Annotated in this window: 22 protein-coding genes; 12 read left to right on the forward strand and 10 right to left on the reverse strand. The window is 29.2% G+C overall.

The window, feature by feature from the left end:
- The first annotated feature begins 10 nt into the window (after positions 1–10).
- The 3 genes from H2684_RS10375 to H2684_RS10385 all read left to right on the forward strand — a co-directional run bounded on the left by H2684_RS10375 (position 11) and on the right by H2684_RS10385 (position 3175).
- Positions 11–1369, forward strand: coding sequence for an acetyl-CoA carboxylase biotin carboxylase subunit (locus H2684_RS10375; protein ID WP_182089333.1), 1359 nt, complete (start codon positions 11–13; stop codon positions 1367–1369).
- Between the two features lie 61 nt (positions 1370–1430).
- A complete protein-coding gene (gene accD / locus H2684_RS10380; RefSeq protein ID WP_182089334.1) occupies positions 1431–2300 on the forward strand; it encodes an acetyl-CoA carboxylase, carboxyltransferase subunit beta in 870 nt (289 codons plus the stop codon).
- Between the two features lie 32 nt (positions 2301–2332).
- On the forward strand, positions 2333–3175 hold the full coding sequence (locus tag H2684_RS10385; RefSeq protein WP_182089335.1) for an acetyl-CoA carboxylase carboxyltransferase subunit alpha: 843 nt from the start codon (positions 2333–2335) through the stop codon (positions 3173–3175).
- 43 nt (positions 3176–3218) lie between these two features.
- On the opposite strand, the gene H2684_RS10390 is transcribed toward H2684_RS10385, so the two are convergent.
- From H2684_RS10390 to H2684_RS10410, 5 genes are all read right to left on the reverse strand, one after another.
- A complete protein-coding gene (locus H2684_RS10390; protein ID WP_182089336.1) occupies positions 3219–3734 on the reverse strand; it encodes a ferritin in 516 nt (171 codons plus the stop codon).
- Between the two features lie 105 nt (positions 3735–3839).
- Entirely contained in the window at positions 3840–5036 is a 1197-nt protein-coding gene (locus tag H2684_RS10395) for a S8 family serine peptidase (protein ID WP_182089337.1), read from the reverse strand.
- 91 nt (positions 5037–5127) lie between these two features.
- Positions 5128–5559, reverse strand: coding sequence for a DMT family transporter (locus H2684_RS10400; protein ID WP_182089338.1), 432 nt, complete (start codon positions 5557–5559; stop codon positions 5128–5130).
- A gap of 139 nt (positions 5560–5698) precedes the next feature.
- Positions 5699–6190, reverse strand: coding sequence for a dUTP diphosphatase (locus H2684_RS10405; RefSeq protein WP_182089339.1), 492 nt, complete (start codon positions 6188–6190; stop codon positions 5699–5701).
- A 232-nt stretch (positions 6191–6422) separates the two neighbouring features.
- Positions 6423–6668, reverse strand: coding sequence for a TM1266 family iron-only hydrogenase system putative regulator (locus H2684_RS10410; RefSeq protein ID WP_182089340.1), 246 nt, complete (start codon positions 6666–6668; stop codon positions 6423–6425).
- Positions 6669–6919: 251 nt separating this feature from the next.
- Here H2684_RS10410 and glgB point away from each other — a divergent pair, with 251 nt between their 5' ends.
- The 8 genes from glgB to asnS all read left to right on the forward strand — a co-directional run bounded on the left by glgB (position 6920) and on the right by asnS (position 20423).
- Entirely contained in the window at positions 6920–8815 is a 1896-nt protein-coding gene (gene glgB, locus H2684_RS10415) for a 1,4-alpha-glucan branching protein GlgB (protein WP_182089341.1), read from the forward strand.
- A 50-nt stretch (positions 8816–8865) separates the two neighbouring features.
- Positions 8866–10290, forward strand: a complete 1425-nt coding sequence (glgA, locus tag H2684_RS10420; protein ID WP_182089342.1) for a glycogen synthase GlgA — start codon at positions 8866–8868, stop codon at positions 10288–10290.
- Positions 10291–10313: 23 nt separating this feature from the next.
- Positions 10314–12746 (forward strand): glycogen/starch/alpha-glucan phosphorylase, encoded by a 2433-nt coding sequence (locus H2684_RS10425; RefSeq protein ID WP_182089343.1) that lies wholly within the window; start codon positions 10314–10316, stop codon positions 12744–12746.
- A 68-nt stretch (positions 12747–12814) separates the two neighbouring features.
- On the forward strand, positions 12815–14593 hold the full coding sequence (locus H2684_RS10430; RefSeq protein WP_182089344.1) for a glycoside hydrolase family 13 protein: 1779 nt from the start codon (positions 12815–12817) through the stop codon (positions 14591–14593).
- Positions 14594–14659: 66 nt separating this feature from the next.
- Positions 14660–15814, forward strand: coding sequence for a glucose-1-phosphate adenylyltransferase (locus tag H2684_RS10435; protein WP_182089345.1), 1155 nt, complete (start codon positions 14660–14662; stop codon positions 15812–15814).
- A 53-nt stretch (positions 15815–15867) separates the two neighbouring features.
- Positions 15868–16980, forward strand: a complete 1113-nt coding sequence (gene glgD, locus H2684_RS10440) for a glucose-1-phosphate adenylyltransferase subunit GlgD (protein ID WP_182089346.1) — start codon at positions 15868–15870, stop codon at positions 16978–16980.
- A gap of 95 nt (positions 16981–17075) precedes the next feature.
- Positions 17076–18890, forward strand: a complete 1815-nt coding sequence (locus H2684_RS10445) for a DUF4434 domain-containing protein (RefSeq protein WP_182089347.1) — start codon at positions 17076–17078, stop codon at positions 18888–18890.
- 141 nt (positions 18891–19031) lie between these two features.
- Positions 19032–20423 (forward strand): asparagine--tRNA ligase, encoded by a 1392-nt coding sequence (asnS, locus tag H2684_RS10450; protein WP_182089348.1) that lies wholly within the window; start codon positions 19032–19034, stop codon positions 20421–20423.
- A gap of 68 nt (positions 20424–20491) precedes the next feature.
- Here asnS and H2684_RS10455 read toward each other — a convergent pair whose 3' ends face one another.
- The 5 genes from H2684_RS10455 to H2684_RS10475 all read right to left on the reverse strand — a co-directional run bounded on the left by H2684_RS10455 (position 20492) and on the right by H2684_RS10475 (position 23981).
- Complete coding sequence (locus H2684_RS10455; protein ID WP_182089349.1) at positions 20492–20995, reverse strand: SEC-C metal-binding domain-containing protein; 504 nt, start codon at positions 20993–20995, stop codon at positions 20492–20494.
- Between the two features lie 158 nt (positions 20996–21153).
- The gene (locus tag H2684_RS10460; protein ID WP_207719442.1) at positions 21154–21357 is read right to left on the reverse strand and encodes a CxxH/CxxC protein; all 204 of its coding nucleotides are present in this window, start codon (positions 21355–21357) and stop codon (positions 21154–21156) included.
- Positions 21320–21886, reverse strand: coding sequence for a GerMN domain-containing protein (locus H2684_RS10465; RefSeq protein ID WP_182089350.1), 567 nt, complete (start codon positions 21884–21886; stop codon positions 21320–21322). Before H2684_RS10465 ends, H2684_RS10460 begins: the two co-directional genes overlap by 38 nt.
- Positions 21887–21902: 16 nt before the next feature.
- Positions 21903–22688 carry an MBL fold metallo-hydrolase gene (locus H2684_RS10470; protein ID WP_182089351.1) on the reverse strand — a complete coding sequence of 262 codons (786 nt, stop codon included), beginning with the start codon at positions 22686–22688 and terminating at the stop codon, positions 21903–21905.
- A gap of 36 nt (positions 22689–22724) precedes the next feature.
- Positions 22725–23981, reverse strand: a complete 1257-nt coding sequence (locus H2684_RS10475) for a UDP-N-acetylglucosamine 1-carboxyvinyltransferase (RefSeq protein WP_182089352.1) — start codon at positions 23979–23981, stop codon at positions 22725–22727.
- A gap of 355 nt (positions 23982–24336) precedes the next feature.
- Here H2684_RS10475 and H2684_RS10480 point away from each other — a divergent pair, with 355 nt between their 5' ends.
- Positions 24337–24885: a 2'-5' RNA ligase family protein gene (locus tag H2684_RS10480; protein ID WP_182089353.1), complete on the forward strand. Its 549-nt coding sequence runs from the start codon at positions 24337–24339 to the stop codon at positions 24883–24885.
- The last annotated feature ends 166 nt before the right edge of the window (positions 24886–25051 follow it).

The following is a 25051-nucleotide window of genomic DNA, read 5'->3' on the forward strand; positions in this document are numbered from 1 at the left end:
AATTTAAAAAGTGTTTAGTAAGATATTGATTGCAAATAGGGGTGAAATAGCAGTAAGAGTAATAAGAGCTTGCAGAGAGATGGGAATTCAAACTGTAGCAGTGTATTCAGAAGCTGACAGAGAAGCTTTGCATGTGCAGATGGCAGATGAAGCTGTTTGTATAGGGCCAGCATCTCCTAAAGATAGTTATCTAAATGTTCAAAATATAATAAGTGCTACAGTTTTGTCAGGAGCACAGGCAATACATCCTGGTTTCGGATTTCTATCTGAAAACAGTAAATTTGCAAGAATATGTAGAGAATGTAATATTACATTTATAGGACCTAGTCCAGAATGTATTGATAGTATGGGTAACAAGTCAAATGCTAGAGAAATAATGGCAAAGTCTGGGGTACCTGTTGTACCAGGATCAAATGGAGCAATTTTAAATGAAGAGGATCTTTTAACTACTGCAAGAGATATTGGATATCCAGTTATGATAAAAGCCTCTGCTGGTGGTGGTGGTAGAGGTATAAGAGTTGTATATGAAGAAAGCGATATAATAAAGAACTATGAAAATGCTAAATCTGAGGCAAAAGCTTCCTTTGGGGATGACACTATATATCTAGAAAAGTTTATTGAAAGGCCAAAACATGTAGAGATTCAGATACTTGGAGATAACTTTGGAAACATAGTGTACTTGGGAGAAAGAGATTGTTCAATGCAAAGAAGAAATCAAAAGGTAATGGAAGAAGCTCCAAGTCCAATAATGACAGAAGAACTTAGAAAATCAATGGGAGAAGCTGCAGTTAGAGCAGCAAAGGCTGTAAATTATAATAATGCAGGTACTATAGAGTTCCTTTTAGATAAAAATAACAACTATTACTTCATGGAGATGAATACTAGAATTCAAGTAGAACATGCTATAACAGAAATGGTAACTGGAGTGGATTTAGTAAAGGAGCAAATTAAGATTGCAGCTGGGGAAAAATTAGATATTTCTCAAAGTGATGTATCACCTCATGGACATTCTATAGAATGCAGAATAAATGCAGAAAATCCAGAGAGAGGATTTATTCCTTGTCCAGGAAAAATTACAGATATATATATTCCAGGTGGATTTAATGTTAGAGTTGATAGTGCTGTTTATTCAGGATATACTATACCTCCATATTATGATTCAATGATAGCTAAGCTTATAGTGTATGGCAAGAATAGAGAAGAAGCAATTAAAACTATGAGAAGAGCTTTAGAAGAATTTATTATAGATGGAGTTAGCACAAATGTGGATTTCCAATATGATTTGCTTAATAGTGAAGAATTTATAAAAGGAACCTATGATACAAAGTATGTAGAAAAGTTTATAAAGAGTTTACCTTATAAAAATTAATATATTTGGAAAATATAGTATAATATTAAGTGCGAATTTATTGGAAAGGAGTGAGTAAGATTTGTTGAACAAGTTCTTTAAAAGGAGAAGGTACATTACTGTAAGTCAAGAATCTCTTAAAAATACTCAAGATGATATCAGACCATCTATACCAAATGGTATGTGGGTTAAATGTAATAAGTGTAAGAAGGTATTGTACAAAGAAGATTTAGATAGAAATAATAAAGTATGTCAGTATTGTGGTTATCATTTTAGAATGAGTGCAAGAGAAAGAATAGAACTTGTAATGGATAATGGTAGTTTTGAGGAATTTGATGCTGAAATGGAATCTAGCAATCCTATACAGTTTGAAGGATATGAAGATAAATTACAATCAATGATGAAAAAAACAGGGCTGAAAGAGGCAGTTGTAACTGGTAAAGGTAGTATTGGGAAAATGGAAGTAGTAGTTTGTGTTATGGATAGCAATTTTATGATGGGAAGTATGGGATCTGTAGTGGGTGAAAAAATAACGCGAGCAATAGAAAAAGCCATAGAATTAAAGCTTCCAATAATTATTTTTACAACATCTGGAGGAGCGAGAATGCAAGAAGGTATGTTTTCTCTTATGCAGATGGCAAAAATAAGTGCAGCACTTAATAGATTAAATAAGGAAAGATTACTCTATATTACAGTACTTACAGATCCAACAACAGGAGGGGTTACAGCAAGTTTTGCAATGCTTGGAGATATTATTTTAGCTGAACCAAATGCATTAGTTGGTTTTGCAGGTAAGAGAGTAATTGAACAAACTATAAAGCAAAAGTTACCTGAGGGATTTCAAAGTGCGGAATTCTTGTTAAGTCATGGATTCGTAGACAGTATAGTTTCAAGAGATAATTTAAAAAAGACATTAAAAGATATATTGATTATCCATGATAGAAATAGATAGTGATTTACTTTAAATGAAAGGAAGATTCTTATATGGAAAAAATAGAGAAAATCCACAATATGATAAGTGATAAATTAGATAAGAAAACCGCATGGCAAAGAGTGACTACAGCAAGAATGATTGAAAGACCTACATCCCTTGATTATATAGATAGAATATTTGATAAATTTATGGAAATGCATGGAGATAGGTGTTTTGGAGATGATCCATCTGTTGTAGGAGGAATAGCTATGCTAGATGGAGATCCTGTAACTGTTATTGGACAGCAAAAAGGTAAGAATACTTCTGAAAATATAAAGAGAAATTTTGGAATGCCTGAGCCGGAGGGATATAGAAAGAGTTTAAGGCTTATGAAACAAGCTGAAAAGTTCAACAGGCCAATTATATGTTTTGTAGATACTCCAGGTGCTTTTTGTGGAATGGAAGCAGAAGAAAGAGGACAGGGTGAAGCTATAGCCAGTAATTTGATAAATATGTTTGATTTTGAAGTCCCTATAATATCAATAGTAATAGGCGAAGGAGGAAGTGGAGGCGCACTTGCCTTTGCTGTGGCAAATTCAGTTTGGATGCTGGAAAATTCAGTGTATTCTATACTTTCTCCTGAAGGATTTGCAGGAATACTTTGGAGGGATGCTTCACTTGCTGAAAAAGCTGCTGAAGTTATGAAATGTACAGCTAAAGATTTAAAAGATTATGGAATAATTGATAAAGTGTTAAGGGAACCACAAGGTGGTGCTCATAAAGATGTAGATAAAATGGCTCAAATTATGAAAAAAGAACTTATAGATACTATAGGTATATTTAAAAAGTATTCAAAAGAAGAACTTTTAAATCAGAGATATGATAAATTTAGAAGGATGGGTAAATTTAAATAATGGCCTTAGATTAAATATCTATAGCCATTATTTAATTAGTTTTTTAATTAGCTGTATTAGTAGGTGGTACAAAAGTCCTAGATTGGAGCTCTGTATCTAACATATATAAAGCAGCAGGATTATCTCCAATTCTCTCTAACTTTTTAAGTAACTTTGAAAAAGTTTCTTCTTCTTCTACCTGTTCATCTATAAACCATTTGAGTAAGCTTACTGTTGCATGTTCTTTTTCCTCAGTTGCTATGTTCATTAAGTTGTATATTTTAGATGTTACAGTTTTTTCATGTGCTAGTGCCTGTTTAAATACATGTAAAATTGATTCATAATTATTAAAAGGTTCATCTATTCCACCTATAATTATTCTTGAACCAGTTTGATTTAAAAAGTTATAGAATTTAGTTATGTGGTAATTTTCCTCTTCGATTTGAACATTAAAGAAGTTTGAGAATCCATCTAAATCCAGCGAGTCGCAATATGCCTTCATGGCAAAATATAAGTTAGCAGAATACATTTCATAGTTTATCTGATCGTTTATAGCAGTTATAAGTCTTTCACTTAACATGAAATTCCTCCCTTTATTATCTCTTGTAGTTAATAGTAATTATTATTTAATACTATAATAACACACTTTATATAAATGTTAAATAAAAAGGAAATTTATTCATATTTAAAATGGAAGTTTTTCAAAATCTATCATTCCAAATCCTTGACACCATTTAGGAAGATTAAGTAATTTACAGGATATTTTTAGTAATGAGATTAAGTCATTAAAGTTTAAATCTGGATTACTTTCATATAGTAATGAGCATATACCGCTTATATAAGATGCTGCACAAGATGTGCCTGTATAAGTGGTATAAGGAGTTTTTAAACTTGTAGGGTATAGTTTTTTGCCATTTCTTTCAGATACATAATTTATATTTGAATTTGTAGATACTATATCTACACAGGCTGCTACTATATCAGGTTTTTGAGTCTTAAAAAAAGGACCTGATGATGAATATTCATATAATTTAATTTCATGTGAACTGGTGTCTATACCTCCAACCGTTATACAATTTTTTAGGGTGGAAATCCCTTGTATGCTGTATTTTTCATTTCCATTGTTTCCAGAGGGAACAACTACCGCTATGTTATTTTTGGCTGCAATGTTAAATAATTTTTGAAATAGAGATAAAATAAAGTTATCTCTTGAGTTTATTTCAAAAGGTAGACAAATTACTTTTAAGTTTATATCTTTTGATTCTTCTATAAGTATTTGTGTTCCTAAAAGTATATCTCCTATATATCCATATCCAAGTGAGTTGAATGCTTTTATAGAATAAATACTACAATCCGGGGCTATTCCACAATAGGATCTATTTGATGATTTCCCATTTGATGCTATTATTCCACTCATAAATGTTCCATGGCCATTATCATCATAGGGATATTTTAAGTTATTTACTAAGTCAATAAACTTTTTTATCCTGTTCTTTTCAGATAAAAAATCTGGATGAGGATATATTCCAGAATCTATAATTCCAACACATACATTCTTGCCTGTAAATTTGCATTTTATATGAGAATATATTTTATTTGCTGACAATACATTTTTACCACATAAATTGGCCTTTATATCCCAAGTTATATATTTTACTTCTGGAAATTCTATAAGCCTATTTAAAACATGTGTGCTTGTTATGGCATATATGCAATTTATATAGGAAATGCTGTTTAGTATTTTCCCACCATAACTTGCAATTTTCTTTTCTATATTTTGCATAAGTGAACTACACAGTATTATTACTCTATAATTTTTATAATATCCCTTATTTAAAGCTAATCTCAAGTTTGGTTCAAGCTTATTTTTTATAGAAAACATCATATTCTCCTAAAATTGATATTATTATACTAATACTATATATATACCTATTTAAGATAATGTGTGATGTTTATAAATGATATTTTACTTTTTATGATTTCCATTTTAATATTATTATTCCGGATATGAGCATAAGTATTCCAACTAACTGACGTAAATTAAAATGTATGTGTTTTGAGTCAAATAGTCCTAGATAGTCTATAATAACTGCTGTTATGAGTTGAGATACTAATATTAAAGTTATTGAATGGGTAGGACCTAGGAGCTTTATCCCATACATAACAGTAAATGTTATAATTACTCCAAGTACACCTCCTAAGAGATAGATTTTTTTACATAGTTTAATATTAGACATATTACCCTTGCCAAAACAAACATATAATATAAGAGTTATAATAAAAGCAGTTCCTTGAACTATTGTATTTGTTTCAAAAAGTCCTATTTTCTCTCCAAGTCTAGTATTAAATACACCTTGAATACTCATTGCCATTCCAGATATTATGGAAGATAAAACACCGAGCATGATATCACCACCTTTGTATGACGTATTTATAATTTTATTCATTAATATGAAACTAGTTTAACCTAAATAAGATGATATTATAAGTAAATAAAAAAACCATTGAAACTTGACGTTTCAATGGCTTTTTTTATAGTTAAATTCAACAATACTTTTTTTCACTTAAATAATGTTTATTTGTATAAATATTATTGTATGCTTTTTTAACTTCATTTGGATGATATCCAAGACTTAAACAAAGACTTAAGAAGTCTTCAAATAAAGTTATGTAATGATCCTTTGAAGAACATACTAAGAAATCATTTATATCAACGTATATATTTAAAAATTGAGAAGTTATATTACATTTACTTTTGGTAAGTTTTATATCACCTATGTCATTAAAGCTCTTTTCTAGTCCCAAAGATAATATAAAGTATAAAGAATTAGCGAGTTGTTCAAGTATTAGTTTATTGTTAGTAATTTTATTATTACTCCAAAATTTAAAGCATCTAGTTCTGTTAGCCAGTTCACCTATTTCAACTTGAAGTGCCAGTGTTTTCTCTGAAAGAAGGGAAGTCCCTTCAAGACCTTGCTCTTTTCTAATTAGTTCGTCTAAATTTTCTTGTAATTCAAATAAATTTATAAAATCCATATAGAGAGCCGCCTTTCCATAACTTATAATTAAATAATAGTATTGCGAAATGAATTGTTACAAATTGCCCACATATATATTTTAACGAAATTGAAAGAATAATTAAACAATGTGGAATCATTTACAGATAAATTTCTTATAAAAATTAAAAAAAAATTCATTTGTAAAGGATAATCAAAAAAATATACAAATATTATAGACAATATATATATGAATATATGGATTTATATTATTATTTTTTCGTCATGGCACTTCTTACTTTTACACTATTAATTTTACCAAGTTTTCCAGTCATAGCATTTATTTCATCTGAAGTCCCATCTACAATTATAGAAATAATAGAAATATTTTTTTCTCTATATGGGATACCCATTCTACCAACTATTATATGAGCAAATGAGTGGAGAATTTCGTTTACCATTTTTGAACTTTCTAAATTTTTTATTACTATTCCAATTACACCTATTCTAGTTTCCATAATTTATATTTCGTTGTATAATATAACCATAGGAGTCTATGTTATACATATTCCTTTCTAAGTATTTTTAAGACTTTTAAAATAATTACATAAAAGCTATCTACGTCACTTAAATAATTTTTCTTGAATTTATTTTTCCATTATATTTTTTATTATATCTAATATACTTTAATATGCAATAAAAATTTGGATATAATATAGTGTCAAAATACAAAATGATAATTATTTATATAAATTAAGGCGGTGGGAAAATGTGGAGCAAAAATATACGCCTTTTTCACGAAGGTAAAAATTATTATCTGTACAAATTTATGGGTTCACATTTTAGAGAAGAAAATAGAAAGAAGGGAGTTAGATTTACAGTATGGGCACCTAAAGCAAAGAGGATTAGAGTGATTGGAGATTTTAATAATTGGAAGTCACAACCTAAATATGAATTAAAGAAAACAGCCGAAGGTAGTATTTGGACTGGATTTATAGTGGGAATTAATACAGAGGTATTGTATAAATATGAAATTGTATGTAGTGATGGAAAGATAGTTTTAAAAAGTGATCCATATGCAAGATATTCAGAGAAAAGGCCAGGAAATGCTTCTGTTGTAATACATGATAAAATTTTTAAATGGCAGGATCGTAGATGGATGACTCGAAGAGAAAAAAGTAATGTATATTCTAGACCTATGAATATATATGAAGTTCATTTAGGATCATGGAAGAAAAAACCAAATGGCGACTTTATGAATTATAGGGAAATAGCTAAGTGTCTAGTAAAGTACATTAAGAAGATGAAGTATAACTATATAGAATTAATGCCTATAATGGAACATCCATTAGACCAGTCTTGGGGATATCAAGTTACAGGTTATTATTCTGTTACCAGCAGATATGGTAGTGTAGAGGATTTTAAGTATTTCATTGATCTCTTTCATAGAAATGATATTGGAGTGATACTAGATTGGGTACCAGGTCACTTCTGTAAGGATGAGCATGGATTATATAAATTTGATGGAACATGTTTATATGAATATGAAGATGAAAAACAAGCGGAAAATAAAGGTTGGGGAGCAGAAAATTTTGATTTAGGAAAAAGTGAGGTTAGAAGTTTTCTAATATCCAATGCTGTTTTTTGGTTTAAGGAATTTCATGTAGATGGACTTAGAGTGGATGCAGTGGCAAACACACTTTATCTTGATTATGATAGAGGTCCAGGTGAATGGACACCAAGTGAAAATGGAGATAATAAGAACACTAAAGCGGTAGAATTTTATAGGCAATTAAATAAGGTGATTTTTAATCTATTTAAAGGTGTAATAATGGCTGCAGAGGAGTCCACAGCATGGCCTCTTGTTTCAAGGCCTGTGTACTTGGGTGGATTAGGATTTAATTTTAAGTGGAATATGGGATGGATGAATGATGTATTAAAATTTATTTCATTACCTCCAGAAGGAAAAAAATATAATCATAATCTTATTACATTTTCTATGATGTACAATTACTCGGAAAATTTTATTCTCCCAATATCCCATGATGAAATTGTCCATGGAAAAAAATCACTAGTTGATAAAATGTGGGGAGATTATTGGAATAAGTTTGCTGGTTTAAGAGTATTTATTACATACATGTATACTCATCCAGGTAAAAAACTTATATTTATGGGAACGGAGTTTGGTCAATTTGCTGAATGGAATGATTCAAAAGGTTTAGAGTGGGATCTTATAGATAAATTTCCAATGCATAAGAATATATTTCATTTTTATAAGAGTATAAATGATTTTTATATTAAACATAGTGCATTATGGAAATTTGATTATGAACCTAGTGGATTTCAGTGGATAGATGTTAATAACTCAAATCAAAGCATAATAGTATTTATTAGAAATTCAAATAACAAACGGGATACTCTTATAGTACTTTGTAATTTCACACCAAAAGTTTATTATGACTATGATATTGGAGTACCTTACTTAGGTGAGTATGAAGAGGTCTTTAATACAGATAAAAAAGAATTTGGTGGTTCAGGAGAAGTTATGTCCGGCACATTATATTCAAAAGATAAGAGTTATCATAATCAAAAGTATTGTCTTACAATAAAGGTACCACCTATGGCAGCTATAATATTAAGATCTAAGAAAATATATGAGGAATAAATATTAGAATGGATAACTATATATTTAAATAAAATTAAGGGGGAAGTTTTATGAAGGTTATGTTTGTTGCATCTGAAGCAGAACCATTTGCAAAAACTGGAGGGTTAGCAGATGTTGTAGGTACTTTGCCTCGTTATCTTAAAAAAATTGGCATAGATGTAAGAATTGTAATACCAAAATATAAATCTATTAAATCCGATTTAGTGAATAAACTTAGTTTTATAAAGCATTTTAATGTACCTGTAGGTTGGAGAAATCAATACTGTGGCATATTTCAATGTGAATATGATGGAATAATTTATTATTTTATAGATAATGAATACTATTTTAAAAGAGATAAATTATATGGGTATTATGATGACGGTGAAAGGTTTGCTTTTTTCGATAGAGCCGTTTTGAATATGCTTTGGGAGATAAATTATAAACCAGATATAATACATTGCAATGACTGGCAAACAGGGATGATACCAACTTTATATAAAATTGAGTATAAGCAAGATAGTTTTTATCAGGGAATAAAATTTTTATTTAGCATTCATAATCTACTTTTTCAAGGAAATTTTGATAAATGTGTTTTAGGAGAACTTTTCAATTTAGATGAGTTCTTTTATGAAAATGGAAGTGTTGAATTAAATGGTGCTGTAAGTTATATGAAAAGCGGAATAAATTATAGTGATAAAATTTCAACAGTTAGCACATCTTATGCTAAAGAAATACAAACTCCAGAGTATGGAGAAAATCTAGATGGACTACTTAGAAGTAGAAAAGATGACCTATGGGGAATAACAAATGGAATAGACTACAATATTTATAATCCGAAGAAGGACAGAATAATATTTAAAAAGTATACTAAATATAATTTGTGGGATAAAAAGGTAAATAAGGTAAAGCTCCAAAAAGAACTAAATATAAATATAGATGAAGAAGTACCAATGATTGCTATAATATCAAGGTTTACACCTCAAAAGGGCATGGATATTATAGAAAATATTTGTGAAAGACTTATATCAAAAAATATTCAGCTTGTAGTACTTGGAACTGGATATAAAGAATATGAAGATTATTTTAGATATATTGCATCTAAATATCCAAAATCTGTATCTGCAAATATATACTTTGATGATATACTTGCACATAAAATCTATGCAGGTGCAGATATGTTTTTAATGCCATCTTTATTTGAACCTTGTGGACTTGGTCAACTTATAGCACTTAGATATGGAACTGTTCCAATAGTAAGGGAAACTGGAGGACTTAAAGATACAGTTAAGCCATATAATAAATACACAGGGGAAGGAAATGGATTTAGTTTTTCTCATTTTAATGGTGATGAATTTTTAAATATCATTTCTAATGCACTTGGTTATTTTAGGCAAAAAAATATTTGGAACAATATAGTTAGGCATGCAATGGAAAGCGATAATAGTTGGAATAATTCAGCTAATCTCTATAAAAAATTGTATGAAAGTCTATAACATGATACACTGGGAGGAATTTTATGCTAAATATAGATAAGGAAACTTTTAAAAAAGATTATATAAAAAAGTTTATGGAAATTCACGGTAAAGGTCTAGATGAAGGAACTGATTTTAATAAATATGAGGCCTTGGGAAGCTTAGTAAGAGATTATGTAACTAAGATGTGGATAGAAACAAATAAAAAATATAAGGAAGACAATAATAAGCAAGTTTATTATTTTTCTATGGAGTTTTTGCTTGGACGGCTTTTAGGAAGTAATTTGCTTAACTTAGGAATTAGAGATATGTGCAAAGAGGCGTTAAATGATCTTGATATAGATTTAGACAAATTGGAAAATCTAGAAGAGGATCTTGGACTCGGTAATGGGGGACTTGGAAGATTAGCTGCTTGTTTTCTGGATTCCATGGCATCTCTAAGTATACCAGGTCATGGCTGTGGAATAAGATATAGATATGGATTCTTTAATCAGAAAATAATCAATCATTCTCAAGTTGAAGTACCTGATGATTGGCTTAAGAATGGCAATATATGGGAAATAAAAAAAGCAGATAAAGCAAGGGTTGTAAAATTTGGAGGGGATGTGAATGTAGAGTATATAGATGGCAATTTAAAATTTCAACATGTAAACTATGAGCCAGTTCTTGCTATACCTTATGATGTACCTATAGTTGGTTATAAAAATGATGTAGTAAACACATTAAGGCTTTGGAGTGCAGAACCTCTGTCAAATGAATTTGATTTTTCATCTTTTAATCGTGGAGATTTTAGAAAGGCTATGGGATATAAGGATTCAGTAGAAACAATATCACAAATTCTCTATCCAGATGATAGTTTTTATGAAGGAAAGCTTTTACGATTAAAACAACAGTATTTCTTTGTATCTGCAGGACTTCAAAGTATTATACACCATTTTAAAAGTGCAGGCGGTGATATAAGAGAGATAGATGAAAAAATAGCAGTACACATAAATGATACTCATCCAGCACTTGCCATTCCTGAAATGATGAGAATACTTATAGATGAGGAAGGATTAGGTTGGGAAGATGCGTGGAGAATTACTCACAATACAATGTCTTATACAAATCATACTATAATGGCTGAGGCATTGGAAAAATGGCCTGTAGATATGTTTAAAAAGCTTTTACCTAGAATTTTTATGATAGTGGAGGAAATAGATAGACGATTTCGCTTAGAGCTCCAAAGTAAGGGATGTGAGTGGGATAGAATAAGTAGAATGTTAATAATAGAAGGTGGATATGTAAAAATGGCACACCTTGCTGTCATTGGAAGTCATAGTGTAAATGGAGTTGCAAAGCTTCATACTGAAATATTAAAAAAGCAGGAGATGTCAGATTTTTATTATATTTATCCAGATAAATTTAATAATAAGACAAATGGAATAACTCACAGAAGATGGCTTATAAATTCAAATCCTAAATTAACTGAGCTTCTTAAAAATACAATAGGGGATAGTTTTATAAAGCATCCAACAGATATGATAAATTTTGAAAAGTTTGCAGGAAATAAGAATATTCAGGAAGAACTTGCAAACATAAAGTTAAATAATAAAATTAAATTGGCTGAGTATATATATAAGACTCAAGGAATAAAGGTCGATGTTAATTCTATGTTTGATGTTCATATAAAAAGAATTCATGCATATAAAAGACAGATGTTGAATTGTCTTAGAATAATGGATCTATATAATTCACTTATAGAGAATCCTAATCTTGATATTGTGCCAAGAACGTTTATATTTGCAGGTAAATCTGCACCAGGATATTACCTTGCTAAAGATATAATAACTCTTATAAATGTAATAGCAGATAAAATAAATAATGATAAAAGGGTAAATGACAAAATTAAAGTAGTTTTTATGGAAAATTATAGAGTATCACTTGCTGAAATTATAATACCGGCTGCAGAATTAAGCGAACAGATATCAACAACTACAAAGGAAGCTTCAGGAACTAGTAATATGAAATTTATGATGAATGGAGCTGTTACTATAGCTACTTTAGATGGAGCTAATGTAGAGATAAGAGATGAGGTATCAGATGACAATATAGTTATATTTGGGTTAACGGCAGAAGAAGTGCTTAACTATTATAAAAATGGTGGATATAGTTCTAAGGAAATCATAGATAGTGATGAAAGAATAGGAAGACTTGTTAACTCACTTGTAGACGGAACTTACACAAGAGATACAAATAGATTTAAAAGTATATATGAGAATCTAGTAAACTACAACGATGAATTCTTTGTTCTAAAGGACTTTTATTCTTATATAAATGCTCAAAAGAAAATAGATAAATTATATAAGGACAAATTTAAGTGGCAAAAAATGTGCGCAATAAATATAGCTCACTCAGGTATATTCTCAAGTGATAGGACAATAAGAGAATATGCTGCTGGAATATGGGGATCTAGATGTCTTTATAAGAATTTGTAGTTAAATATTTGTATTTTAGTATTTTATGTATAGACAAAGGCTGAGATTTTAATAGGGGAGAGTTTAAAATGGATTTTTGGATAAAGCATGATTCTAGGGATATTAACTGCAGAAAACCATTTGGTGCGGTACCTAAAGGGCAAACAGTATATATTTCTATATTTATGGATCGATATCTTCCTGTATATTTGAATTTAATTTATTTTGATTACAATCACAATACTGTGAAAATGGAAGCAAAAAAAATAAGTAATGGTAAATATGAATATTTTTATTATATTAATATAGATAAAGATTATGAGGGACTTATCAACTATTATTTTAAAATAGCAGTTGATAAGCAAAATTATATTTATTATGGAAATAATTCTGATGGACTAGGGGGAGAGGGGCAAGTATATTATGATAAACCTAAAACATATCAGATAACTGTATATGAGCCATTTTCTGTACCAGAATGGTTTAAACAGGGGATTGTATATCAAATATATGTTGATAGATTTAAAAACGGTAATAAAAATGGGAGAATTGAAAATCCTAAGCCAAATAGTTTTATACATGAAAACTGGGAGGATGATCCTGAGTATATAAAAGATGAATATGGGAATATAGTAAAATGGGATTTCTTTGGAGGAAACTTAAAGGGAGTAATTGAAAAGCTAGATTATATAAAGAGTTTAGGTGTAAATACAATATACTTAAATCCAATATTTAAATCTGTAAGCAATCATAAATATGATACTGGGGATTATAAAGTTATAGATGAAATGTATGGTGATGAATTAACATTTAAAAAGCTATGTAAGATAGCGGAAAAAATGGATATAAAAATTATTTTAGATGGAGTTTTTAATCATACTGGAGATGATAGTAGGTATTTTAATAAATATGGAAATTATAATTCAATTGGGGCATATCAATCAAAAAAATCTCCATATTATAGCTGGTATAAATTTACTAAATATCCTGATGAATATGAGAGTTGGTGGGGAATTGGTAATATGCCAGATGTAAATGAAATGGATGATACCTATATTGATTTTATTATTTCAGGAAAGGATTCAGTGTTAGATAAATGGATGGAAGATGGAGCTTTGGGATGGAGACTTGATGTTGCTGATGAACTTCCAGATGAATTTATAGAGAAGATAAGAGATAAGATCAAAAGCATTTCTAAAGATTCTGTGCTTATAGGAGAAGTGTGGGAAGATGCATCAAATAAAGTCAGTTATTCTAAAAGAAGAAAGTATGTATTTGGACATGAACTTGATTCTGTAATTAACTATCCATTTAGAAATGTTTTAATAGGATTTTTAACTGGAACTATAGGATCTAGTATCTTTTGTAGGACAATAATGAGTTTATATGAAAACTATCCTAAAGAAATTTTTTATTCAAATCTAAATGTTGTAGGAACTCATGATACTGAAAGGATTCTAACAGTATTAAGTCAAAATGGAAAAGACGGAATAAAGCTTTTGAATATGGCAGTAGCTATACAGATGACTATGCCAGGAGTTCCAATGATATATTATGGAGATGAGGTAGGGATAACTGGAGGTAAAGATCCTAAAAATAGGAAGACATATCCATGGGGAAATGAAAATAAAGATATATTGAAATTTTATAAAGATATTACAGTGCTTAGAAATAAGTTCGATGCTTTGAAAAGAGGAAGTATAGAGTTCCATAATGTAGATGAGGATGTGTTATGTTACGATAGGACTTTTAATCAGGAAAAAATTATAGTTGTTGTAAATAGAAATGATACCAAATCATTTAACATAAAAATAGGGGAGTTGTATTTAAAAATACTTCCCGGTGAGGTAAAGATAGTGCAAAATTGATTATATAAATATAAAATGGGCTAAAATATCGTAGCAAATGCTTACTAAAATGGGGAGGATGAGTACATGAATAAAAAAGAAATAATATCAATGGTATTAGCTGGTGGACAAGGGTCTAGGCTAGGTGTATTAACTAAGAGGCTTGCAAAACCTGCAGTGCCTTTTGGGGGTAAATATAGAATAATAGATTTTACTCTAAGTAATTGCTCAAACTCGGGTATTGATACTGTAGGAGTACTGACACAATATAAACCACTTGAGCTGAATTCTCATATAGGTATAGGAAGTTCGTGGGATTTAGATAGAAGAGATGGCGGTGTATACATACTTTCGCCTTATCAGGAAGAAAATGGTGGGAATTGGTACAAAGGAACTGCTGATGCCATATATCAAAATATGTCTTTTATAGATAGTTACAACCCTGAATATGTACTTGTACTTTCCGGAGATCATATATATAAGATGAATTATTTGCGTATGCTTGATTTTCATAAAGAAAAAGGTGCAGATGCAACTATTGCTGTAATTGATGTTCCAATGAGTGAAGCTTCTAGATTTGGAATAATGAATACTAAAGAAGATATGAGAATATATGGATTTGAAGAAAAGCCACAGAATCCAACAAGCACTAATGCATCTATGGGTATTTATATTTTCAATTGGAAGATCTTAAAGAAATTTTTAATAGCCGATCAAAAGGATAATAATTCAAGCAACGACTTTGGAAAAAATATTATACCCAATATGCTTGATTCAGGGCTTAATCTGTATGCATATCCATTTAAGGGTTATTGGAAAGATGTTGGTACAGTAAAAAGCCTATGGGAGGCAAATATGGATCTTTTAAGAGATGATAATGAACTTGATTTAAGGGATCCAAAGTGGAGAATATATTCAGCAGATCATGTAGAACCTGCTCAGTATATTGGACCAAATGCAGAAATCAAAACATCTATTGCCGTTGATGGATGTGAAATTTATGGAAGAGTTTATAATTCAATAATATTTTCAGGAAGTATAATAGGGGAAAACTCTACGGTTATAAATTCAGTTGTAATGCCAAATACGAAGATAGAAAATAATGTATTGGTTAATAAGGCAATCATAGGAAGTAATGCAGTAATTAAATCAAATAGTTCAATAGGAAACGATAAGGAAATTACTGTAATAGGTTCAAATACGACTTTAGAATCAGGTTCTATACTATCAAGTTGTAATTAGGGTTTAAGAATAAAATTATTATGTGAATTTTTATCTTGGGAAGGGGAAAATACATGTACAAAAATTTCATGGGAGTTATAAATTTAGATGAAGATGAAAAAAATATAAGTCAGCTTACAATAAATAGACCATTAGCATCCATACCAATTGGAGGTCGTCATAGAATTATAGATTTTATATTGTCAAACATGGCTAATTCAGGAATAGATAACATAGGTATATTTACAAAAATGGAATCAAGATCTCTTATAGATCATATAAGTAATGGGAGGCCTTGGGATTTAAATAGAAAAATAGAGGGACTTAGAGTTTTTAATTTTACAGATAAGAGCCCTTCTATAAATGATATATGTAATTTCTCTAAAAATATGGCTTATTTTGAAAATAGCAAGGAAGAATATGTGATTATGGCTCCATCTTATATGATATGTAATATAGATTTGAAAGAAGCTATGAAATCACATATAAGATCTAAAAATGATGTTACAATAATATATAAACATGTTAATGATGCAGATAAAAATTTTATAAATTCTGAAATATTAAATGTAAATAGTAAAAATAAGGTAGTAAGTGTAGGGAAAAATATAGGAGTAAAAAAAGAAGCAAATATATGTATGGAAATGTATATGATGGATAAGAAATTGTTTATGGACATAGTTAACGAATGTGTGTCAATGGGGAATTATAAGAAGATTAAAGAATATATATATAACTCTTTGGATACTCTAAATGTAGGAATTTTTGAATTTAAAGGATATTTAAGCTGTATAAATTCTATTTCTACCTATTATAAGTCAAGTATGGATATTTTGAATCCTAAAATAATGAAAGAATTATTTACTATAAATAGACCAATATATACTAAAAGTAACGATGAAGTACCAGTAAAATATTCACAATCAAGTACTGTAAGTAATTCTATAATAGGAAATGGAAGCTTAATTTGTGGTAGTGTAAAAAATAGTATAATATCAAGACGAGTTACTATAGGTGAAAATTCTTCACTGGAAAATTGTATAGTACATCAGGATTGTATTATAGGTCCAGGAGTAAAACTTCATTATGCAATTGTGGACAAAAATTGTATTATAAAGGAATCTGAAGATCTTAAAGGTAGTAAAGATATACCAATAGTAATAGAGAATAATTATAGGACATATTGAAATAAAATAAAAAAGATTTTATCATAAAATGAAGGAGATATTAATTGTATCTCCTTTTAATTTACAAAAGTAAAAATAAAGGGGAAAGTTAAAAAATGAAAGTTAAAAAATATGTAGTGTCATTAGTGATTATTACAATAGGCATATTGTTCACAGTTATTTATTTTAAAAGTCCAATAAGGTCAAGTGATTATTATCCTTTGCTTTCAGGAACATTTATACAAATCGATATGGCACAAAATTGGAATAAAGATAAGTGGATTAGTGAGTTTACATATCTAAAAAGAAATAAAATGAATTATGTTGTTTTAACTGGAATTAGTTTAACAGATAAAAGTGGTACAAAAACTGTGTATAAAAGCAATATACCAGGAACTCAAAAAATTTATGGTGATAGAGATGAACTTGATTTATGTTTAAGTGCTGCTGAGAAGTTAGGTATAAAAGTATTTTTAGGTATGGATTTTAACGATGAGTGGTGGCAACAATCTCCAGATAATGAAAATTGGTTAAAGGATCAAATGAATAGAGCCAATTTAATATGTGATGAAATTTATGAAAAGTACCATTCAAAATACAAGAATGCTTTTTATGGTTGGTATTTTCCATATGAAGTGGACAATGCAAGATTTAATAATAAAGTTCAATTTGATAATCTTGCAAAAGGGATAAATTTGAATTTGGATTATTTGGAGTCTAAAAAAGAAAGATTGCCATTTTTAATGTCTCCTTTTATGAATTCCGAATTTGGCACTGCAAAAGAATATGCTCAAAACTGGAAGTATTTTTTTTCTAAGGTTAATTTTAAAGAAGGAGATATATTTTGTCCACAGGATTCAGTAGGGGCAGGAGGCCTTGATGTAAATGAGATAAATCCATGGCTTACGGCACTTAGAAAAGCTGTAAATACAAAAAAAGGACTAAAATTCTGGTCTAATATAGAAACATTTGACTATGTTAATAATTCTAGCATAACCTTAGATAAACTTGTAAAACGAATGGAAATTGAAAGTCCTTGTGTTGATAAGATGATAAGTTTTTCATATAGTCATTATTATAGTCCTAATAATATTAATTCTGGATTTAATGATGCCTATTATACATATGTAAATACAGGTAATTTGGAAAAGAAGCAGGTTGATTCACCTACAAACTTAAAAGTTCAAAAACTTGGAGAATATGAATTTAAGATATCATGGAATAAGCCAGATAACTATAGCAATATATGTGCCTATAGAGTATATAGAAATGGAGTGCTAATTTATAGTCCTACAATACAGAGAATATACGGAGGAAATAGTAAAGAGTTTTACTTTAGTGTAGTAGATAGACCAATGCCTAAGGAAAATACAAAGTCATATACTTATGAGGTTAAAGCTGTTGATTTTTCAGGTAACATGTCTGAATCATCTGAAAAGGTTACAGTAAATGTAAAGCCACTTAAAATACTGCCAAATGTTTTATCAAAGGGATGTAAATATAATTTAAGTCCAAATCCTGATTTGAATTATGGAGATAATGGTGTAAAATTAACAGATGGAAAGTATGCATCCACTAAAAAAATAGAAGACAGTCAGTTTGCAGCATGGTATGGGAATTCATTCAATTTAGAAGTAGATCTTAAAAGAGTTGAGGAAGTTAGTCAATTTATGATTGACTATTATAGAAATCCTAGAAGATGGGTATATTTACCTAAAGCAGCATCTGTTGCAGTGTCAGAGGATGGAGTTAATTTTAAAGCTGTTGGACTTATTATGGTACCATCTGTTCCATTTTCTGATAGAGGAAGCTCTAGATATCCACTCTATTTGACTTTAGATAAGGCTGTTAATGCTAGATATATTAAGTTAACTACTGTAGTAAGGCCTTCATGTTATACTTTTATAGATGAATTTCAAGTAAGAAATTAACATAATAATAGAATAATGAATATTGACATAAAATTATATAAATATTATAATCTTAAAGTATAGTCCGATGAATTACAGCTCTTTTGTCCCTTTATGGATGGAAGAGCTTTTTTGTGAAAAATATATATGGAGGTTATATTTATGGAAGTGGTATTGGTAAAGTCTATTTATAGAAATACTGAAAAATTTGCAGATAAAGATGTAAAGATTTCAGGGTGGATTAGAACTATAAGGAATTCGAAATCATTTGGATTTATAGAATTAAATGATGGTACATTTTTTAAGAATATTCAAGTAGTTTTTGATGATACTTTGACTAATTTTAAAGAAATATCGAAATTACCCATAAGTTCTTCTCTTTCAGTAGAAGGTAAAGTGGTGATTACTCCTAATGCGCGACAACCTTTTGAAATAAGGGCAAATAAAATAATTTTAGAAGGCAAATCTTCATCTGATTATCCACTTCAGAAAAAAAGACATACCTTTGAATATTTAAGAACTATCGCACATTTAAGACCTAGAAGTAATACGTTCTCAGCTGTATTTAGAGTACGTTCTATTGCAGCCTATGCAGTACATAAATTTTTTCAAGATAGAGGCTTTGTATATGCACAGACTCCTCTTATAACTGGAAGTGACTGTGAAGGTGCAGGAGAAATGTTTAAAGTTACAACTTTTGATTTAACAAATGTTCCAAAAAAGAAAGATGGTACAGTTGATTATTCAAAGGATTTCTTTGGAAAAGAAACAAATTTAACTGTTAGTGGTCAACTATCTGCAGAAACAATGGCATTAGCATTTAGAAATGTATATACTTTTGGACCAACATTTAGGGCAGAAGATTCAAATACTGCAAGACATGCTGCTGAATTTTGGATGATAGAGCCTGAAATGGCATTTGCCGATCTAAATGATTATATGGATACAGCAGAAGCACTTGTAAAGTACATAATACAATATGTAATGGAAAATGCGCCTGAAGAAATGAAGTTTTTTAATTCATTTATAGATAAAGGATTATTTGAAAGATTGGATAATGTTTTAAATTCAGACTTTGGAAGAATAACTTATACTGAAGCTATAGATATATTGAGAAAAAGTGGAGAAAATTTTCAGTATCCTGTAAAATGGGGAATTGATCTTCAGACAGAGCATGAAAGATTTTTAACTGAAAAGATTTATGGTAAGCCTATATTTGTAACAGATTATCCAAAGGATATAAAGGCCTTTTATATGAGAGTCAATGATGATGGTAAAACTGTTGCAGCTGCAGATTTACTTGTTCCTGGAGTTGGTGAGATTGTTGGAGGAAGTCAAAGAGAGGAAAGATATAATGTTCTTGAAAAGAGAATGAGTGAATTAGGGCTTAAAAAAGAGGATTATTGGTGGTACCTAGAGCTTAGAAAATATGGAGAAACAAAGCATTCAGGATTTGGACTAGGATTTGAGAGAATACTTATGTATATTACAGGTATGTCTAACATAAGAGATGTTATTCCATTTCCAAGGACCACTGGATCAGCTGAATTTTAATATGATATCTTGTTAATAAGTAAATGTCATTGTTAAAATTAGATTTTTAACAATGACATTTATTATATTTATGCTGTTTTTCCACAACATTTTTTATATTTTTTCCCACTTCCGCAAGGACAAGGATCATTTCTTCCTATTTTATTTTTATTTACTATAGTTTTAGATGATGCCCATTTTTTGTGAATTTCTTTTCTTTTTTGTTTTGAAAAAATTGAATCCCATTGAGGAAGCTTGTACAAGTAATCGGCTTTAGCATCTAACATGTTAAAATATAATTTTTCAAAATTTATTTTTACATTTATAGTAGAAGATTCTTCCAATTCTTCAAGACTAATTTTGCTTTCTAAGCTATCGTTTATTCCATCTAAAAATCCAATAAAGAATACTGTAGAAATGTTAAATTGCTTTGCTAAGTCTTTTATACTCCCATCAAGAGAAGTTATATTGTCAGCTAATATTGTTGTATATACTTGTTTTTCAATAGCACCATATTTTTTCCAAAATTCAGTTTCTCCTTTGGTTTTTACTAAATTTACAACTGTATTTGTCCAATCTTTATATAAACTCATATTTTGACCTGCTTTGTAAATTAAAAAGCAGTACCTCCCTTTCATCATTATTTAATATTTATAATATTAAATTTATCCAATTTGTCATAAAATCTATTAATTAGAATTGTTTAATATACTTGAATTATTATAATAAATATTAAAATGCTTTGCAATATTTAAGGCTTTAGTTTTAATACATAAAGTGCATTTTTTGAACAATAATCGCACTTTAAATTACTTTTTTCTTGAATAGAAGTATCTGCATATACTAAATTTGGATAAGTTTCATTTTCTATTAAAAAGTCATCAATTGCTATATTTATATGGTCACTACAACTATATTTAATTTGATTTAAGATTTTTAAGATTCTCCTTTCCAATAGGTTCTGTTAAGTCGAAATTATTTCCAAATAAATTAGTATCAACATTATTTACATATATTTTTACTTTGTCAACAGAAGATAATTGTGTTAGAGACAGAACAATACTTTTAATACAACTTTCTTCTTTCTCAGTAGTCATTTTTTTATTTGCATCGCTACTTAGATTTATATAAGCTATTTTATCTTTTATAGATACACTGAGAACTCTTGTTTTATTATCTAATATAGGATACAGTTCACTTTTTATAGAAGGTCCATGTATAAGTTCGTTCATTATAGCTTCAGCTAGAAGTTCATCTTTTTTTATATTTCTTTGTTCCATAGATACTTCTGATTTATCATTATTTTTGTTAGAAGGAAAATATATATTCAAGCTGATTATATTATTTTTTTCCTTCTGAAATATTATCTCTTTTTCTTTCTCACTGTTATCTATACTAGAAGTATCCTTTTTTTCACATGCACTTAATGATAAACTGCATAGTGTAATTACAGAACATAGTAAAATAGTAAAAGCTTTTTTCATGGCTTTCCCCTTTTTATTAAAATTTTGTGTAATTACTTGGCATATTTCTTTTTGCCATAAATACACTTAAATCTTTATTTAATTTTATTCCAGATTTATTTAATACATTTAGCACAGTTTTATAGGCTAACTCTGGATAATTATTGATTTTACTTAAATGTCCTAAAATTATTTTTTTAAATTTACCATTTGCTATATCAAGTATAGCTTTTCCACAATCTTCATTTGATAAATGACCTATTTTACTTAATATCCTTCTTTTCAATGTATATGGATAAGGGCCAAATTTCAACATTTCAACGTCATGATTACTTTCTAAAAGAATTACATTTGCATTATTTAAGTGTGATTTAATTTCATCTGATAAAAAACCTAAATCTGTTGCAACACAAACAGATTTATTTTTATTTCTTATATCATATCCTCTAGGATCTGCTGCATCATGAGATATTTTATAACTTGTTATATCGAAATCTTTGATCTGTACATAATTATTATAAATTATTTTTATATTGTGTTCTTTAATTTTACCTATAGATTTTGACATAGCTTTCCATGTAAGTTCATTTGCGTATATGGGTATATCATATCTTCTTGATAGTATACCAACACCTTTTATATGATCAGTATGTTCATGAGTAACTAGAATAGCATCTATATCTTGTGGTTTCTCACCGATATTTAATAATCCATTTTCTATTGTTTTACCGGCAAGACCTGCATCCACTAGTATTTTTGTGCTGTCTGATGCTATAAATGTACTGTTACCACTGCTTCCACTAAATAAGGGACAAAAAATCATAATAACTCTCCTCATGTTTTAAATAAGGGAACATGGTTATTCAGAAACTCTACAGATATTTGCTCCTAATGCTTTAAATTTATCTTCAATATTAGGATACCCTCTATCTATATGCTCTATACTAAGAACTTCTGTAGTTCCCTCTGCTATAAGACCAGCTATAACCATTGCAGCACCTGCTCTTAAATCAGTAGCTTTTACTTTGGCTCCAGTTAACTTTTCAACTCCATCTATTATAGCAGTTCTTCCTTCAACTTTTATATTTGCTCCCATTTTTTTCAATTCATCAACATGTTTAAACCTACTTTCCCATATGCTTTCATTTATTATACTTCTGCCTTTTGCAATACTTAAAAGACTACTCATAGGTTGTTGAACATCTGTTGGGAAACCAGGATATGGCTGGGTTTTTATATTGACTCCTTTTAGGCGTCCATTTGATTTTACAGTTATACAATCACCATCTTCTTCTATTTTAGCACCCATTTCAATTAATTTTGCAGATATAGATTCAAGGTGTTTTGGAATAACATTTTTAACGGTAACTTCTCCACCACAAGCAGCTGCTGCGATCATGTAAGTGCCTGCTTCTATCTGATCTGGTATTACACTGTATGAACATCCATTTAATTTGTCAACTCCAACTATTCGTATAACGTCTGTACCTGCACCTTTTATATTTGCACCCATAGTATTTAGAAAATTTGCTACATCTACAACATGTGGCTCTTTTGCTACATTTTCAAGAGTTGTTACACCTTTTGCAAGTGTTGCAGCTAACATAACGTTTATAGTAGCTCCAACACTTACTACATCGAAAAATATATTAGTTCCTACTAATTCTTCAGCTTCAACTATGACACAACCATGAACAATTTTTACTTTTGCTCCTAGAGCCTCAAATCCCTTTATATGTTGATCAATAGGTCTAACCCCTATAGAACAACCTCCAGGTAGTTCTACTTTTGCTTTTTTAAATCTACCAAGTAGTGCACCTATAAGATAGTAAGATGCTCTCATTTTTCTAACATCGTCTGTATTAGCATTAAGATTAGATATAGTGGTACTGTCGATCATTGCAGAGTTTTTATTAGTTTTAATTTTACAACCTAGACTTTTCAATATTCTTTCAATACAGTGAACATCTTCTATATTTGGTATATTATCTATTATACATTTATTATTACTTGCCATTATTGCAGCTGGTAATATTGCAACAGCAGCATTTTTTGCACCATTTATTTCTATAGAACCAAACAGAGATTTACCTCCGTTAATAAGCAATTTATCCATTTATGTACCATCCTTATCAATTTATATTTATATAAAGTTTAGAAGATATCAAATTAATTTACATTACATAAAATTTATTATATCATAAATTTATGTTCTTTTTGCACAAAAATTTATGAAAATATTTAGTAAAAGCCTTGATTTATTTAATCAAATTAGATTTAGATTGTATATACATATATTGTAAATTGGCAGTTTTAATAGGTATTAAATTATAAAAATTATATCTTATAAATGGATAAAATAACCAAGAGATTAATGCTTGCATAAACATTAAATTCTTTGAGTGAAAATTATATGATATAATTATATTATATATTAATTATAAATCTTTTTAGTAGTTGGAGGACTAAAAATGAGATATTACTTAGTGGCATTATTTGATAAAGAATCCTATTCTTATATGGAACGTATTCAGAGAAGTATGTGTAGAAAATATAGATTATATAAACATATGCCTGTATTACATATAACTATGGCAGTAATAGATGATCCGGATATAGAAAAATTGTCTAAAATAATCTCAAAGTTGTTAGATCCATATAAAAATTTTAAAGTAGAAATTAATGGAGCTATATGTTTTGATCCACCTTATAAATCTGTAAATCTTAAAATAGAAAAAAAGGGTTATATAATTAGACTTGCAAGACAAATAAATGATTTGTTGAAATCATATAAATTCAATGTAAAATATAATATAGATACTTGGGATTTACATGTAGCCCTTGCAAATACAAATTATGCAATAAGAGAATGGAGCAGCAGAGAATATATTGCAGCATGTCATGCAGCTAAAAAGGAAAATATACATAAAATGGTCACTGTAAATAGGTTAGCTCTTTGGAAGCCAATAAATAATAAAAGAGAAATGCTGGTGAAAAATTTTCAACTTAGGGAATATTAAAAACCTATGGAGAAATAAATTAATCTCCATAGGTTTTTAATATTTTAGATTTTTATATATCAAGTAAGTTCTTTTTATAGTCTGAATACAAAGCTCTAAGTTCAGCCATTTTTTTCTCTATAACTATTTGAAGATCTGATACCTTTTTGTAATCTTTCTCTTCAAC

It is taken from the genome of Clostridium sp. cel8 (assembly GCF_014050525.1).
In the GTDB taxonomy this organism is placed as follows: domain Bacteria; phylum Bacillota; class Clostridia; order Clostridiales; family Clostridiaceae; genus Clostridium_B.

Excerpts from the sequence above, each read along its gene's own strand:
- H2684_RS10385 (WP_182089335.1), top strand. The coding sequence starts at position 2,333 with ATGGAAAAAATAGAGAAAATCCACAATATGATAAGTGATAAATTAGAT.
- H2684_RS10390 (WP_182089336.1), bottom strand. The coding sequence starts at position 3,734 with ATGTTAAGTGAAAGACTTATAACTGCTATAAACGATCAGATAAACTAT.
- H2684_RS10395 (WP_182089337.1), bottom strand. The coding sequence starts at position 5,036 with ATGTTTTCTATAAAAAATAAGCTTGAACCAAACTTGAGATTAGCTTTA.
- H2684_RS10400 (WP_182089338.1), bottom strand. The coding sequence starts at position 5,559 with ATGCTCGGTGTTTTATCTTCCATAATATCTGGAATGGCAATGAGTATT.
- H2684_RS10405 (WP_182089339.1), bottom strand. The coding sequence starts at position 6,190 with ATGGATTTTATAAATTTATTTGAATTACAAGAAAATTTAGACGAACTA.
- H2684_RS10410 (WP_182089340.1), bottom strand. The coding sequence starts at position 6,668 with ATGGAAACTAGAATAGGTGTAATTGGAATAGTAATAAAAAATTTAGAA.
- glgB (WP_182089341.1), top strand. The coding sequence starts at position 6,920 with ATGTGGAGCAAAAATATACGCCTTTTTCACGAAGGTAAAAATTATTAT.
- glgA (WP_182089342.1), top strand. The coding sequence starts at position 8,866 with ATGAAGGTTATGTTTGTTGCATCTGAAGCAGAACCATTTGCAAAAACT.
- H2684_RS10425 (WP_182089343.1), top strand. The coding sequence starts at position 10,314 with ATGCTAAATATAGATAAGGAAACTTTTAAAAAAGATTATATAAAAAAG.
- H2684_RS10430 (WP_182089344.1), top strand. The coding sequence starts at position 12,815 with ATGGATTTTTGGATAAAGCATGATTCTAGGGATATTAACTGCAGAAAA.
- H2684_RS10435 (WP_182089345.1), top strand. The coding sequence starts at position 14,660 with ATGAATAAAAAAGAAATAATATCAATGGTATTAGCTGGTGGACAAGGG.
- glgD (WP_182089346.1), top strand. The coding sequence starts at position 15,868 with ATGTACAAAAATTTCATGGGAGTTATAAATTTAGATGAAGATGAAAAA.
- H2684_RS10445 (WP_182089347.1), top strand. The coding sequence starts at position 17,076 with ATGAAAGTTAAAAAATATGTAGTGTCATTAGTGATTATTACAATAGGC.
- asnS (WP_182089348.1), top strand. The coding sequence starts at position 19,032 with ATGGAAGTGGTATTGGTAAAGTCTATTTATAGAAATACTGAAAAATTT.
- H2684_RS10455 (WP_182089349.1), bottom strand. The coding sequence starts at position 20,995 with ATGAGTTTATATAAAGATTGGACAAATACAGTTGTAAATTTAGTAAAA.
- H2684_RS10465 (WP_182089350.1), bottom strand. The coding sequence starts at position 21,886 with ATGAAAAAAGCTTTTACTATTTTACTATGTTCTGTAATTACACTATGC.
- H2684_RS10470 (WP_182089351.1), bottom strand. The coding sequence starts at position 22,688 with ATGATTTTTTGTCCCTTATTTAGTGGAAGCAGTGGTAACAGTACATTT.
- H2684_RS10475 (WP_182089352.1), bottom strand. The coding sequence starts at position 23,981 with ATGGATAAATTGCTTATTAACGGAGGTAAATCTCTGTTTGGTTCTATA.
- H2684_RS10480 (WP_182089353.1), top strand. The coding sequence starts at position 24,337 with ATGAGATATTACTTAGTGGCATTATTTGATAAAGAATCCTATTCTTAT.